We start from the raw sequence: 13,256 nt of genomic DNA on the forward strand, positions 1-13,256 counted from the left end.
AACGGGCACCTACTGTCTACGGTACAAATGATATTCGTTTGTTCAGCCAAATGATATTTTATCAAACAGACCGGCAAAAGTCAACCGTTATTGCGCAACCGCTACCGTCGTCGGGTCAACTTTAATGCCAGGGCCCATCGTCGACGTAACCGTCACGTTTTTGACATACGTCCCTTTGGCCGCTGCCGGTTTCGCTTTCAAAATCGCTTCGTAAACCGTCGCGAAGTTTTCAACCAACTTTTCGCTGTCAAACGATACTTTGCCGATCGGCACGTGAATGTTACCGGCTTTATCGACGCGGTATTCTACTTTACCAGCTTTGATTTCTTGCACCGCTTTCGCTACGTCAAACGTGACCGTGCCCGTTTTCGGGTTTGGCATTAACCCTTTCGGTCCTAAAATGCGGCCAAGTTTCCCGACTTCACCCATCATGTCCGGCGTGGCAACGACAACGTCGAAGTCAAACCAACCTTGCTGGATTTTGTTGATATATTCCGTATCGCCGACATAGTCAGCGCCCGCTGCTTCCGCCTCTTTCGCTTTTTCCCCTTTCGCGAACACTAACACGCGCGCCACTTTCCCTGTGCCATGCGGCAGGACGACAGCACCGCGAATTTGTTGGTCCGCTTTTTTCGGGTCAACCCCTAAACGAAATGCGACTTCAACCGTCGCGTCAAACTTGGCGACGTTCGTTTTTTTCACGAGCTCGATCGCTTCAGCAACCGGATATGCTTTGAAGCGGTCAACGAGCTTCAACGCTTCTAAATACTTTTTCCCTCTTTTCGGCATGTCAAAGTCCTCCTTGATTGTGGTTTTAGCGGAAAAAACCTCCCACGATGAAACAGCCTTCGCCTTTTCCAAAGGTAAATGACTCAGCGGAAAGCCGCCCTCTGAGGCGATCGATCCTTGATCCAATGAATAACAATCGCTTTTTTGCCCATGGAGAGAGAGGTTGCGGAATACGCAACCTCCTCGGACAACAAGCCGGCCTTAGTCTTCAATCACGATGCCCATGCTGCGAGCCGTGCCTTCAACCATGCGCATGGCTGCTTCGATGCTCGCTGCATTCAAATCCGGCATTTTCAGCTCGGCAATCTCGCGCACTTTGTCGCGTTTGATCGTCGCTACTTTGTTGCGGTTCGGTTCGCCGGAGCCCGATTCGATGCCGGCCGCTTTTTTCAGCAATACAGCAGCTGGCGGCGTTTTCGTGATGAATGTAAATGAACGGTCTTCAAAAACCGTAATTTCAACCGGAATGATCAACCCTGCTTGGTCAGCGGTACGGGCATTAAACTCTTTACAAAACGCCATAATATTAACACCGGCTTGACCTAACGCAGGACCTACTGGCGGCGCCGGATTCGCTTTCCCTGCAGGAATTTGCAGTTTGACGATCTTGATTACTTTTTTCGCCACGAGACACACCTCCTTAAGTCCGTGATGTGGTAATAGGGATTGCCCCTCCCACTCGTTCGGCTCCGATCTCATGAGCCGTTTCCATATCTCCCATTTCTGTTGAGAGGATCAGCGTATAAAACAAGTTTGCTCCCCTATACAAACACGTATAAGTTCATCGCCTATATGTCTCTGTCCAAGAGACATACTGACCTTTAAAATAGTATCACTTTTCAGTAGTGATTGCAAGTTCTTTTCCATTAGATTTTTTCGATTTGCGAAAACTCAAGCTCTACCCGCGTTTCGCGGCCAAACATGTCGACAAGCAGTTTGACTTTATGTTTATCCGGATCAATCGCCTCAATTTTTCCGGTGAAGTTCGCAAACGGTCCTTCTTTAATTCGGACGGTCTCGTTTACCTCATAATCGACATCAACCTCAGCGAGAGGCATGCCCATCCGCTTCAAAATCATCTTCACTTCTTCCTCCATGAGCGGCGTCGGTTTCGAACCGGCCCCGCTCGAACCGACGAATCCGGTCACGCCGGGTGTGTTGCGCACAACGTACCATGAATCGTCGGTCATGACCATTTCAACGAGCACATAACCGGGAAACACTTTCTTTTTCGTCGTTTTCCGCTTCCCGTTCTTAATGTCCGTTTCCGTCTCCTCCGGGACGACAACGCGGAAAATTTTATCTTGCATCCCCATCGATTCAACGCGTTTTTCCAAATTGGCTTTCACTTTATTTTCGTATCCTGAATATGTATGGACGACATACCAGTTTTTCTCCATCAGCGAGCCTCCCTAGGGCGGTTTTCATTTTGTTTTTTATGCAAAACAAAAACCCGTTGCCGGGTTCCATACTCGTACGATTATCTTTCATTATAGCATATCATCCGCCCACTTATTCAAACACAAGGCGAATTAACTGCGAAATGCCGAGATCAACAACGGCAAAAAAGACGGTGAAAAACGCCACCGTGGCCAACACAACCGCCGTGTAGTTGACTAACTCCTTTCGGTTTGGCCAACTTACCTTTTTCAGTTCGCGTACGACTTCTTTAAAAAAGTTGGTTACTCGCTGCATCACTCGTACCTCCACGATTGCTCAAAACTGTCCCCATCGCTCACTTCGTTTCGCGATGGGCGGTATGCTTGTTGCATACTGGGCAAAATTTGTTGGCCGTCAGGCGCTCACCGAGGCGGCCGATCTGTTTTGTAGCTGTATAATTTCGGCTTCCGCATTGCGCGCAAGCCAACGTGACTTTTTGGCGCATAAACCTTTCACCGTTCCCGCAGGATGTCCATAAAAATTTATCATATCAATGTTTCTGCTGTCAACGCCATCTTTTGGTTCGCCCTTGCCGCAGGCCGGTGCGCCGCCTATAAGCTGATCTCCCGGTATTCTAAATACTTTTCGAGCTTCCGTTTAACGCGTTGCAAGGCGTTGTCGATCGATTTGACATGGCGGTTCAACTCTTCAGAAATCTCTTGGTACGAGCGCCCATCCAAATATAAAGCAAGCACTTTCCGCTCCAAGTCGCTCAGCAACTCCGTCATCTTCAACTCGATATCGTCGACTTCCTCGCGGTTGACAATCAATTCTTCCGGATCTGTCGCCTGCGCGCCGGACAACACATCCATGAGCGTCCGATCTGATTCGTCATCGTAAATGGGCTTGTCTAAAGAAACGTAAGAGTTGAGCGGAATGTGTTTTTGGCGGGTCGCCGTTTTAATGGCGGTGATCATTTGTCTTGTGATGCAAAGTTCTGCAAACGCTTTAAATGAAGAAAGCTTGTCCCCCTTAAAATCGCGGACTGCCTTATACAGCCCGATCATCCCCTCCTGCACGATATCTTCCCGATCGGCCCCGACTAAAAAGTACGAGCGGGCTTTGGCACGCACAAAGTTTTGGTATTTGTGAATTAAAAAATCAAGCGCCTCCCCATCCCCTTTATGAACGAGTGCGACAAGTTGTTCATCCTCAAGCTGTTGATAGTCCCTTGCTTTGTCTACTTTGAAGCATTCCCCCACGCTGATCCCCCCGACCGCATCAATCGCTAACATTTATTATACAGTACAAATTTTTACAGCGTCAACCGCTCATTTTTGTCCTCTTCGCCATTTTTCAAAAATTTCGGCAACTCGATCATTGAGCGGCATTTTCGAGATCGGGGTGCGCTGCTTGATATCCCGCAGCTTTTTGGAAATGTCCCGCTCGACCGCCTCGATTTCGTACAGCAGTTCGCGCGCCGATTTGCGCAAGGCGCCTTGGCTGAACACCGTCCATTGCTCTGTATAATCAGACGTCGCTACATACACCTTTGTGCGTGCATTCATTAACGTTTTCGCCAACCGTTCAATCCGTTCGTCGGCTGTCTCATTTTCCTTTGTAAAAATGACGTCAACATCGTAATTTTTATACTTTTTCTCGTTCCCTTGCACGAGGTGGGCGTCAAAAACGATGATGACATGATCCCCGGTGAACCCTTTGTAATCGGCCATTTTATCAATCAGCAAATCCCTTGCTGCGGCCAGATCGCCCTCTTCTTTTAACCGGCGCAGCGCCGGCCATGCCCCAATGATGTTATAGCCGTCAACAATCAAAATGTTCATCGGCTATTCCCCTAATGGATACCGCTTCCGGTACACCTCATACATGAGCAGGCTGGCGGCAACGGAAGCGTTAAGCGAGGTGACATGCCCGCGCATCGGCAGCCGGAATAGAAAATCACACTTTTCGAGCACTAAGCGACTAATGCCTTTTCCTTCGCTGCCGATCACAAGCGCCAGCGGCATCGTACCGTCAAGCGAACGGTAGTCGTCTTTGGCGGCTGCATCGGTTCCGGCTACCCACACTCCCCGCTCTTTCAGCTCATCGATCGTCCGCGCCAAGTTCGTCACGCGCGCAACCGGAACGTGCTCAATGGCTCCGGTTGACGCCTTCGCGACCGTTGGCGTCAGCCCGACCGAACGCCGCTTCGGGATGATGAGCCCATGCGCCCCCACCGCATCGGCCGTACGCATGATGGCGCCTAAATTATGCGGATCCTCAAGCTCGTCCAACACGAGGAAAAACGGCGCCTCCCCGCGTTCAGCGGCGCGGGCGAATAAGTCATCCACCTCATAGTAGCGGTACGCCGCCGCTTGGGCGATGACCCCTTGGTGCGCCCCTTCGGCCATTTGATCAAGCTTGCGCTTCGGGACATATTGGACGAGCACGCCCCGCCGCTTCGCCCATTCGAGAACGGGCTCGACGGCGTGGCGCTGCGCCCCTTCGGCGATCCAAATTTTATTGATGTCGCGCCCAGATTTGAGCGCTTCAATGACCGGATTTCTGCCGATAATGTAATCCATCATTCCAACGCCCTTTCTTCCCTTTCAATAATGGCAAATGAACGGTCGATTAGCTCATCGATTCGCCTCTCATCGTTCCTTAAAAAATGGTACCCGATTAATGCTTCAAACGCTGTACTATGCCGATACGTCTGGACATCCGTGTTTTTCGGGATCGTGCCCGATTTGGCGTTGCGGCCGCGGCGGACGATGGCTTTCTCCTCGTCGGTCAGCGCGTCTTCGTCAAGCAAAGCTAAAATGACTTTCGCCTGCGCCCGCGCTGACACGTAGCGGATCGCCCGCCGATGCAACTCATGCGGCCGAACGTTGCCGGTCGCAAGCAAATGGCGGCGCACATACACCTCATAAACGGCGTCGCCGATATAGGCGAGCGCCAGGCCGTTTAATTGTTTCACATCATGGATCATCTCAAACTGTGCCATGTTTACGATCCCCGTTTCCATCTCGTCCCTTGCGGCGTATCTTCCAAAATGATATTTTTCGCTTTCAGCTCATCGCGGATGCGGTCGGCTAAGGCAAAGTCACGGTTTTTCCGCGCTTCGTTGCGCTGGCGGATCAGCGCCTCAATTTCTTCGTCAAGCAGCTCTTCTTGTTTCAAAGTAAGGCCGAGCACATCCGCCAGTTGCTCAAACTCGCGCAAAAACGCGTGAATGACGTTCTCGGACGTCGTTTTCTCCTGCAAATACAAGTTCGCTTGCTTGGCGAGTTCAAACAGGACAGCAATGCCGTTGGCGGTGTTGAAATCATCGTCCATTTCACGAATGAACGAGGCACGGACATCCGCAAGGCGCGAAAGCCACTCCTCATCGTTGTCGGTTAAGTTCGTGCTCGCTCCAAGCCGGTGCTGCAAGTTGCCGTATGCTGTCTTCAACCGTTCGAGCCCGCGCCGCGCGCTCTCAAGCAGCTCCTCGCTGTAGTTGATCGGATGGCGGTAGTGCACCGACAGCATAAAGAAACGCAACACTTGCGGGTCAACCTGCTGAATAATATCATGAACGAGCACAAAATTGCCAAGCGACTTGGACATTTTTTCATTGTTAATATTTAAATACCCATTGTGCAGCCAATATTTCGCAAACGGTTTGCCGGTCAGCGCCTCCGACTGGGCAATTTCGTTTTCATGGTGCGGAAACGTCAAGTCTTGGCCGCCAGCATGAATGTCGATCGTATCACCTAAATATTTGCGCGCCATCGCCGAGCATTCGATATGCCAGCCGGGCCGCCCTTTCCCCCATGGGCTGTCCCAAGAAATCTCTCCTTCTTTTGCGGCTTTCCAAAGAGCAAAATCGAGCGGATCGTCTTTCTTTTCTCCCACTTCGATGCGCGCTCCCGCCTGCAGTTCGTCAATCGACTGGTGCGACAATTTGCCGTAGCCGGGAAACTTGCGCGTCCGATAGTATACGTCGCCGTTAACTTCGTACGCATACCCTTTGTCAATAAGCGCTTGAATAAATTCAATAATCGTTCCGATATTTTCCGTCACGCGCGGATGGATATCCGCCTTTTTGCAGCCGAGCGCTTGAATGTCCTCAAAATACGCCTTAATAAACCGCTCGGCGATCGCCGGAACGCTCTCGCCGAGCTCACGGGCAGCCCTGATCAGCTTATCGTCCACATCCGTAAAGTTGGACACATATGTCACATCATAGCCGCGGAACTCCAAATAGCGGCGGATCGTGTCAAAGACGATGGCAGCGCGGGCATTACCGATATGAATATAATTATAGACCGTCGGGCCGCATACATACATTTTCACTTTGTTCGGTTCAAGCGGCTCAAACCGTTCTTTTTTTCGCGTCAATGTATTATAAAGCCGGATGCTGCTCATATTCGCTCTTCCTTTCTTGGTGTTTCAATGCCTCAAGCTCGCTTTGCAGCCGGGCGATTTCGGCTTCAAGCTCCCGGAACCGGTCGGCGATCGGATCCGGCAAATCGGTATGGTTTAAATCTTTTTTCACCTTTACCCCATCGCGCACGACAACGCGGCCGGGGATGCCGACAACCGTTGAATTGGGCGGCACATCTTTTAACACAACCGACCCAGCGCCGATCTTTGAGTTTTCCCCGATCGTAATCGAACCGAGCACTTTCGCGCCGGCAGCGATCAAACAGTTATCTTTAATCGTCGGATGGCGCTTCCCTTTTTCTTTTCCTGTCCCGCCTAATGTAACCCCTTGATAGACGGTGACGTTGTCGCCGATTTCGCACGTCTCGCCGATGACCACTCCCATGCCGTGATCGATGAAAAAGCGGCGGCCGATTTTTGCGCCCGGATGGATTTCAATGCCGGTGAAAAAGCGGCTAATTTGCGAAATCAAACGGGCAAGAAAGAAAAATTTCCGTTTGTAAAGCGCATGGGCGATCCGGTGCGCCCAGATGGCATGCAAACCCGAATACGTTAAAATCACTTCCAAATAGCTTCTTGCTGCCGGGTCTTGTTCGAAAATGACTTCGATGTCTTCTTTTAATGTTTTAAACATAATGTCCTCCCTCCATCCCATTCGATGATGAATAAAAAAGCGTCTCTGTGCCGAAGACACAGAGACGCTTTTGGCGCGGTTCCACTCTGTTTAGCGAAACGGATGCGCCGTTTCGCTCGCTCGAGTCCGATAACGGAGATGCTCCGCTCCCCTCTACTGCAGAACGTCTCTGTTCCGGTTCGAAAGGAGGCTCCGAGGCGCATTTCAGACAACATCGGGCATAAACCGCTCCCAGCCAAGGCGGTTCTCTCTGGAATGCCGATGTCACCTACTTCTCCTCGTCAACGCTTTATCATTATGTGTGCTTGTTCAACCGACAAACTTTGTATTATTATACCACAGCTGCAAAGCAAACGTGCATACAAGATCAACTAAAATTTTTCTTGCAGCACCCGTTCGAGCCGTTCGATCACCTTTTGCTTGCCAAGCAGCTGAATGGCAAACGGCAGCTCCGGTCCGTGCGTTTGCCCGGTCACTGCGGCGCGAATCGGCATAAACAGCTTCTTCCCTTTTTGCCCAGTCGACTTTTGCACCGCTTTGATCGTTGCTTTAATCTCATCGGCCGTAAACGGTTCAAGCTCCCGCACATTCGCTAAAAAGGCAGAAAGCACGTCCGGCACTTGTTCTTCGGCGAGCACTTGGCGGGCTTCATCTTCATATTCGACTTCTTCTTTAAAGAACAGCTCGGACAGCGGAACAATCTCCGCCCCGTAGCTCATTTGCTCCTGATACAAGGCAATCAAATTGCGCACCCATTGCCGCTGCTCATCGCTCATGTCCGACGGCAGGCGTCCAGCTTTCACTAAATGCGGCAACGCCAGCTCGACAAGCCGGTCGAGATCAAGCTTTTTGATATATTGATTGTTCATCCATGTCAGTTTCTTCGTATCAAACATCGACGGCGATTTCGACAGCCGAGCGACGTCGAACATGCGGATCAGTTCGTCTCTCGTAAAAATTTCTTCTTCCCCTTCCGGCGACCAGCCAAGGAGGGCGAAAAAGTTGAACATCGCCTCCGGCAAATAGCCCAGTTCTTTATATTGCGACACAAACTGAATGATCGATTCATCGCGCTTGGACAGCTTTTTCCGCTGCTCGTTGACAATGAGCGTCAAATGGGCGAACTGCGGCGGCTCCCAACCGAAATATTCATACACCATGAGCTGTTTCGGCGTGTTGGACAAATGCTCCTCGCCGCGGAACACATGGCTGATTTCCATCAAATGGTCATCAATGACGACGGCAAAATTGTACGTCGGAATGCCGTTCGCCTTCATAATGACCCAGTCGCCGACGTCTTTCGACTCAAACGTCACGTTGCCGCGCACTAGATCGTTCACTTCGTACGTTTTCCCTTCCGGTACTTTCAGGCGGATCGTATACGGCTTCCCTTGCGCTTCAAGTTCAGCGACTTGCTCCGGCGTTAAATGGCGGCATTTGCCGCTGTATTGCGGAGCGGCAATACCGGCCGCCCGCTGCTCCTCCCGTTCCCGCTCGAGCTCTTCCGGTGTGCAAAAACATTTGTACGCATGCCCTTGTTCGAGCAATTCGTTTACATACTTCCGGTAGATGTCTAGCCGCTCCGTCTGCCGATACGGCCCGTAGCCACCGTCTTTGTCAACCGATTCATCATAATCAATGCCGAGCCATTTTAAGTTTTCAAGCTGCGACTCTTCGCCGCCTTCAACGTTCCGTTCAATATCCGTATCTTCGATGCGGACGACCATTTTTCCGCCGTGATGGCGGGCAAACAAATAGTTAAACAGCGCTGTCCGCGCCCCGCCGATATGCAAATGACCGGTCGGGCTCGGCGCATAGCGCACGCGCACGTCTTTTGCCATCGTCCAACCCCTCCACTTTCATCAAAAACTTGTGCTATTATTGTACCGTTTATCACCGCAAAGTTCAAAACGGACGGCTCCCCTCATCAGCGCTGTGCCGCCGGACACCGACCCCTTCCGCTCGGCGCCTTCACGCCCTGGGCGGAAAAACACGAGGCCGGAACGCTTCCGGACCCGTCATGCCGCCGCTTCCTAAGCGGTCATCATCAGGCGCCGCAGCACCCAAATATTACGCCCTGCTCTTTTGCAGCAATACGACCGCCTGGGCGGCAATGCCTTCTTCGCGCCCAGTGAATCCCAGTTTTTCTGTCGTCGTGGCCTTCACATTCACTTGCGAACGCTCGGCTTCGAGCAGCCGGGCGATCATCGTCTTCATGTCCTCGATGTACGGTGCCATCTTCGGCTTTTGTGCGATAATGGTGCAGTCCGCATTAACTAGCGTATACCCTTCTTGCCGGACGAGCGCCCATACGTGCGCGAGCAACTCGGTTGAGTCAGCATCTTTATAGCGCGGGTCCGTATCTGGAAAATGCCGCCCAATATCGCCGGCGCCAATCGCCCCAAGGCATGCATCCGCCACCGCGTGAAGCAGCACATCGGCATCGGAATGGCCAAGCAGCCCTTTCTCATACGGAATATGTATGCCGCCGATAATGAGTGGACGCCCTTCGGCCAGTTGATGGACGTCAAACCCTTGTCCAATGCGAAACATCTCTTCACCCCCATCTACTCCGCAATGCGGCTCGCCAAAATCGCCTCGGCAAATAAAAGATCTTCCGGGGTTGTCAATTTAATGTTTCGATAGTCCCCTTCCAAGATTTTCACCGGCCTGCCGAGCCGTTCGACAAGGCTGGCATCGTCTGTGCCGAGGTAACCGGCTTTTTTCGCCTCTTCGTGCGCTTCCATGATTAAAGACAGACGAAAAGCTTGTGGCGTTTGCACCGCCCACAAGCTGGAACGATCAATCGTCTGTTCGACAAACAAACCGCCCGCTTTTTTGATCGTGTCTTTCACCCGCACCGCCGGAATGGCCGCGCCGTATTGAACCGCGGCATCAGCCAGCTCATGCAAATGCCGGACGCGAACAAACGGGCGGGCGCCGTCATGAATGAGGACAATCCCCCCGCCCTTCAGCGCCTGCAATCCATTATAAACGCTATGTTGCCGCTCCTGTCCGCCGTTGGCGAACGCCGCTACTTTTCGAATGCGGTAGCGTTCAAGCAGCTGCTCGAACCGGCTTCGTTCAGCCGGGTTGACGACAAGCACAATGCCGGTGCACCGCTCATCGCCATCGAACACTTTCAGCGTCCGGACGATGAGCGGCTCGCCGTCAAGTTCAATAAATTGCTTGTTCATGCCGGCGTTCATCCGCTTCCCTTGTCCGGCCGCCAATACGATCGCTTCGTAGTTCATTGGACGTTTCCCCTGTTCTTTTTACAGCGCCTTTTGCAACAGTTTCAGTTTGGCAAAAATCATTCTCCCCGCAGATGTTTGTAACACGCTCGTGACCAAAACGTCAACCCGTTTGCCGATATATTCTTTGCCATCTTCAACAACGATCATCGTCCCATCATCCAAATAGGCGACACCTTGGTTATGCTCTTTCCCGTCTTTGATGACGTGCACGTTCAACTCTTCGCCCGGCAGCACGACCGGTTTGACGGCGTTCGCTAAATCGTTGATATTGAGGACGCGCACGTTTTGCAGCTCACACACTTTGTTTAAGTTGAAATCGTTCGTGACGACCACACCTTGGAGCTGTTTCGCCAGCTTAACGAGCTTGCTGTCGACTTCTTGGACGTCACTAAAATCCGCTTCGTGAATCTCCACTTTCATCGCCATCTCTTTTTGGATGCGGTTTAAAATATCCAAACCGCGGCGGCCGCGGTTTCGCTTCAGCACGTCGGAAGAATCAGCGATATGCTGGAGCTCCTCTAATACAAAACGGGGGATGACAAGCGGCCCTTCGAGAAACCCGGTTTGACAAATGTCGGCGATCCGCCCGTCAATGATGACGCTCGTATCTAAAATTTTTACCGCTCCGCCTTTCGGCGCTTCGTTTTCCACTTCTCCGCCTTTTTTCTTCGTCATTCGATTGGAAAGAGAAAATAAGTTCATCAGCTCATTCCGTTTCTTTAACCCAACGCGAAATCCTAAATAGCCAAGCAGCACGGTCAAAAAAATCGGCAACACCGTATTCAACACTTGAATGCGAAACGACTGCAACGGCATAACGACTAAAAACGCGATAATAAGACCAAAAATCAGCCCGATACTGCCAAAGAGCACGTCAGCGGCCGGCGCCTTTACTAGCGTTTCCTCAGCCCAACGGACCATATCGACGACATAATCGACAAGCCAAAACGTCAACAAAAAGAAAACAACCGCGCCCAACACCGCCAGCGTATAGGAATTATTGACAAGCGGCATGCCGCTTACATTCAACAGCTCAAGCAAATCGGGCAAAAACATGGCCCCCAACGTTCCGCCCACCGCGAGAAAAAATAGTTGTACAACGCGTTTGACCATCGGCTCATCTTCACCTCCCTATCTAACATTATAAACAGTTTCCAATGTTTGAAACCAATTGGAAGGCAATTTTTAACCATTTTTGAACATTTGACACCTACTTGTAATCATAAGCGACAGGTGCCCGTGCAGCGGGCCGATTTGCTTCAACCCCCACTATATTTCTTACGTCCATCTAGAGAAAAAGGTTCGGTCATTTGATTCGGTTTATAACATCGTATGCTCGAGCGCCTCGGCCACATGCGAAACACCGATCACGTTGACGCCTGCAGGCGGCTGCCAGCCGGTCAAATTGTTGTTTGGCACAATGACACGGGAAAACCCTAATTTGACAGCCTCTTGCACGCGTTGTTCAATACGGGAAACACGGCGCACCTCCCCGGTCAAGCCGACCTCACCGATAATGACATCGGCCGGGTTGGTTGGCCGGTCGCGGAAACTCGAGGCGATGCTGACAGCGACCGCCAAATCGATGGCCGGTTCGTCAAGCTTTACCCCGCCAGCCACCTTCAAATAGGCGTCCTGGTTTTGCAACAGCAGCCCCACCCGCTTTTCAAGCACGGCCATGAGCAGCGATACGCGGCTATGGTCGAGGCCGGTCGCCATCCGCCTTGGATTGCCAAAACTCGTCGGCGAAACGAGCGCCTGAATTTCAACGAGCACCGGGCGCGTCCCTTCCATGGCCGCGACAACCGTCGAGCCAGCCGCCCCGCGCGACCGCTCTTCCAAAAACACTTCCGACGGGTTTTCCACCTCTCGCAGCCCGATGTCACGCATTTCAAAAATGCCGATTTCATTCGTCGAACCGAAGCGGTTTTTCACCGCCCGCAAAATGCGGTACGTATGATGCCGCTCCCCTTCAAAATAAAGAACCGTATCGACCATATGCTCAAGCAAGCGTGGCCCAGCGATCGCTCCTTCTTTCGTCACATGGCCGACAATGAAAATGGCGATGCCTTTCGTCTTGGCGATTTTCATCAGCTCAGCGGTGCACTCGCGCACTTGGGCGACGCTGCCCGGCGCTGACGTAATATCAGTCCGGTACACCGTCTGAATGGAATCGACAATCACACAGGCAGGCTGAATCGTTTCAATTGCTGTTACAATGTATTCCAAATCCGCCTCCGCTAACACATACAGTTGATTGGACTCGGCACGGAGGCGCCCGGCGCGCAGCTTCACTTGCTTCACCGATTCCTCACCGGATATATACAACACCGTGTGTCCGGCCGCAGCAAGCTGCGCTGATGTCTGTAGCAGTAACGTCGATTTGCCGATGCCTGGATCGCCGCCAATTAAGACAAGCGAGCCTTTGACGATTCCCCCGCCGAGCACGCGATTGAGCTCCGCACTGTCCGTTTCAATGCGCGGCTCTTGCGCTGCCGTAACGGCTGTAATCGGAACCGGTTTGGCCGGCCCCGATGGCTCGGAATGAAGAAACGCCCCGCGCGCAGCCGGTTTCGCTCGCTCAATTTCTTCAACGAACGAATTCCACGTTTGGCAGCCCGGACAGCGGCCGAGCCATTTGGCTGATTCATACCCACATTCTTGGCAAACGAATTTTGTTCTCTTTTTCACCATCCGTCTAATCCTTTCTACAACGTTTTCCATATAAAAAAGGTATGGGCAGCAAGCTGCCGCATACCTTTTTT

General features: G+C 51.9%; 16 protein-coding genes and 2 other annotated features (1 of these 18 cut by a window edge). All 16 genes read right to left on the minus strand.

Annotated features, from left to right (window positions below; all coding sequences use genetic code 11):
* Positions 1–40: a sequence feature (ribosomal protein L10 leader region), on the minus strand (it extends 112 nt beyond the left edge of the window).
* Positions 41–87: 47 nt separating this feature from the next.
* The 16 genes from rplA to radA all read right to left on the minus strand — a co-directional run bounded on the left by rplA (position 88) and on the right by radA (position 13,185).
* Positions 88–789, minus strand: a complete 702-nt coding sequence (gene rplA, locus IC803_RS16575) for a 50S ribosomal protein L1 (RefSeq protein WP_063167002.1) — start codon at positions 787–789, stop codon at positions 88–90.
* A gap of 201 nt (positions 790–990) precedes the next feature.
* On the minus strand, positions 991–1,416 hold the full coding sequence (gene rplK, locus IC803_RS16580) for a 50S ribosomal protein L11 (protein WP_008882034.1): 426 nt from the start codon (positions 1,414–1,416) through the stop codon (positions 991–993).
* Positions 1,417–1,655: 239 nt separating this feature from the next.
* The gene (nusG, locus tag IC803_RS16585; protein WP_081210632.1) at positions 1,656–2,189 is read right to left on the minus strand and encodes a transcription termination/antitermination protein NusG; all 534 of its coding nucleotides are present in this window, start codon (positions 2,187–2,189) and stop codon (positions 1,656–1,658) included.
* Positions 2,190–2,301: 112 nt separating this feature from the next.
* Positions 2,302–2,484: a preprotein translocase subunit SecE gene (gene secE / locus IC803_RS16590; protein WP_081210629.1), complete on the minus strand. Its 183-nt coding sequence runs from the start codon at positions 2,482–2,484 to the stop codon at positions 2,302–2,304.
* A gap of 40 nt (positions 2,485–2,524) precedes the next feature.
* Positions 2,525–2,674, minus strand: a complete 150-nt coding sequence (rpmG, locus tag IC803_RS16595) for a 50S ribosomal protein L33 (RefSeq protein ID WP_081210624.1) — start codon at positions 2,672–2,674, stop codon at positions 2,525–2,527.
* 106 nt (positions 2,675–2,780) lie between these two features.
* A complete protein-coding gene (sigH, locus tag IC803_RS16600) occupies positions 2,781–3,464 on the minus strand; it encodes an RNA polymerase sporulation sigma factor SigH (protein WP_221436867.1) in 684 nt (227 codons plus the stop codon).
* A 36-nt stretch (positions 3,465–3,500) separates the two neighbouring features.
* Positions 3,501–4,013, minus strand: coding sequence for an NYN domain-containing protein (locus IC803_RS16605; RefSeq protein WP_081210619.1), 513 nt, complete (start codon positions 4,011–4,013; stop codon positions 3,501–3,503).
* A gap of 3 nt (positions 4,014–4,016) precedes the next feature.
* The gene (gene rlmB / locus IC803_RS16610; protein WP_063167432.1) at positions 4,017–4,754 is read right to left on the minus strand and encodes a 23S rRNA (guanosine(2251)-2'-O)-methyltransferase RlmB; all 738 of its coding nucleotides are present in this window, start codon (positions 4,752–4,754) and stop codon (positions 4,017–4,019) included.
* Entirely contained in the window at positions 4,754–5,176 is a 423-nt protein-coding gene (locus IC803_RS16615; RefSeq protein WP_081210685.1) for a Mini-ribonuclease 3, read from the minus strand. The genes rlmB and IC803_RS16615 overlap by 1 nt, the downstream gene beginning before the upstream one ends.
* A 2-nt stretch (positions 5,177–5,178) precedes the next feature.
* Entirely contained in the window at positions 5,179–6,582 is a 1,404-nt protein-coding gene (cysS, locus tag IC803_RS16620) for a cysteine--tRNA ligase (RefSeq protein ID WP_081210615.1), read from the minus strand.
* Positions 6,560–7,234 carry a serine O-acetyltransferase gene (gene cysE, locus IC803_RS16625; protein ID WP_184320292.1) on the minus strand — a complete coding sequence of 225 codons (675 nt, stop codon included), beginning with the start codon at positions 7,232–7,234 and terminating at the stop codon, positions 6,560–6,562. The genes cysS and cysE overlap by 23 nt, the downstream gene beginning before the upstream one ends.
* A 57-nt stretch (positions 7,235–7,291) precedes the next feature.
* Positions 7,292–7,528: a binding site (T-box leader), on the minus strand.
* Between the two features lie 77 nt (positions 7,529–7,605).
* Positions 7,606–9,075, minus strand: coding sequence for a glutamate--tRNA ligase (gene gltX, locus IC803_RS16630; RefSeq protein ID WP_081210611.1), 1,470 nt, complete (start codon positions 9,073–9,075; stop codon positions 7,606–7,608).
* Positions 9,076–9,304: 229 nt separating this feature from the next.
* Complete coding sequence (gene ispF / locus IC803_RS16635; RefSeq protein ID WP_081210609.1) at positions 9,305–9,787, minus strand: 2-C-methyl-D-erythritol 2,4-cyclodiphosphate synthase; 483 nt, start codon at positions 9,785–9,787, stop codon at positions 9,305–9,307.
* A 14-nt stretch (positions 9,788–9,801) separates the two neighbouring features.
* Positions 9,802–10,488 carry a 2-C-methyl-D-erythritol 4-phosphate cytidylyltransferase gene (gene ispD, locus IC803_RS16640; RefSeq protein ID WP_081210607.1) on the minus strand — a complete coding sequence of 229 codons (687 nt, stop codon included), beginning with the start codon at positions 10,486–10,488 and terminating at the stop codon, positions 9,802–9,804.
* A gap of 21 nt (positions 10,489–10,509) precedes the next feature.
* A complete protein-coding gene (locus tag IC803_RS16645; RefSeq protein WP_081210605.1) occupies positions 10,510–11,604 on the minus strand; it encodes a PIN/TRAM domain-containing protein in 1,095 nt (364 codons plus the stop codon).
* A 207-nt stretch (positions 11,605–11,811) separates the two neighbouring features.
* Positions 11,812–13,185, minus strand: coding sequence for a DNA repair protein RadA (gene radA, locus IC803_RS16650; protein ID WP_081210603.1), 1,374 nt, complete (start codon positions 13,183–13,185; stop codon positions 11,812–11,814).
* Positions 13,186–13,256 lie beyond the last annotated feature (71 nt).

The sequence above is a fragment of the Geobacillus sp. 46C-IIa genome, from assembly GCF_014679505.1.
Classification (GTDB): Bacteria; Bacillota; Bacilli; order Bacillales; family Anoxybacillaceae; genus Geobacillus.

Bases quoted from the DNA above. Each gene is read 5' to 3' on its own strand.
- rplA (WP_063167002.1), bottom strand. From the start codon at position 789: ATGCCGAAAAGAGGGAAAAAGTATTTAGAAGCGTTGAAGCTCGTTGAC.
- nusG (WP_081210632.1), bottom strand. From the start codon at position 2,189: ATGGAGAAAAACTGGTATGTCGTCCATACATATTCAGGATACGAAAAT.
- secE (WP_081210629.1), bottom strand. From the start codon at position 2,484: ATGCAGCGAGTAACCAACTTTTTTAAAGAAGTCGTACGCGAACTGAAA.
- rpmG (WP_081210624.1), bottom strand. From the start codon at position 2,674: ATGCGCCAAAAAGTCACGTTGGCTTGCGCGCAATGCGGAAGCCGAAAT.
- sigH (WP_221436867.1), bottom strand. From the start codon at position 3,464: ATGTTAGCGATTGATGCGGTCGGGGGGATCAGCGTGGGGGAATGCTTC.
- IC803_RS16605 (WP_081210619.1), bottom strand. From the start codon at position 4,013: ATGAACATTTTGATTGTTGACGGCTATAACATCATTGGGGCATGGCCG.
- rlmB (WP_063167432.1), bottom strand. From the start codon at position 4,754: ATGGATTACATTATCGGCAGAAATCCGGTCATTGAAGCGCTCAAATCT.
- IC803_RS16615 (WP_081210685.1), bottom strand. From the start codon at position 5,176: ATGGCACAGTTTGAGATGATCCATGATGTGAAACAATTAAACGGCCTG.
- cysS (WP_081210615.1), bottom strand. From the start codon at position 6,582: ATGAGCAGCATCCGGCTTTATAATACATTGACGCGAAAAAAAGAACGG.
- cysE (WP_184320292.1), bottom strand. From the start codon at position 7,234: ATGTTTAAAACATTAAAAGAAGACATCGAAGTCATTTTCGAACAAGAC.
- gltX (WP_081210611.1), bottom strand. From the start codon at position 9,075: ATGGCAAAAGACGTGCGCGTGCGCTATGCGCCGAGCCCGACCGGTCAT.
- ispF (WP_081210609.1), bottom strand. From the start codon at position 9,787: ATGTTTCGCATTGGACAAGGGTTTGACGTCCATCAACTGGCCGAAGGG.
- ispD (WP_081210607.1), bottom strand. From the start codon at position 10,488: ATGAACTACGAAGCGATCGTATTGGCGGCCGGACAAGGGAAGCGGATG.
- IC803_RS16645 (WP_081210605.1), bottom strand. From the start codon at position 11,604: ATGGTCAAACGCGTTGTACAACTATTTTTTCTCGCGGTGGGCGGAACG.
- radA (WP_081210603.1), bottom strand. From the start codon at position 13,185: ATGGTGAAAAAGAGAACAAAATTCGTTTGCCAAGAATGTGGGTATGAA.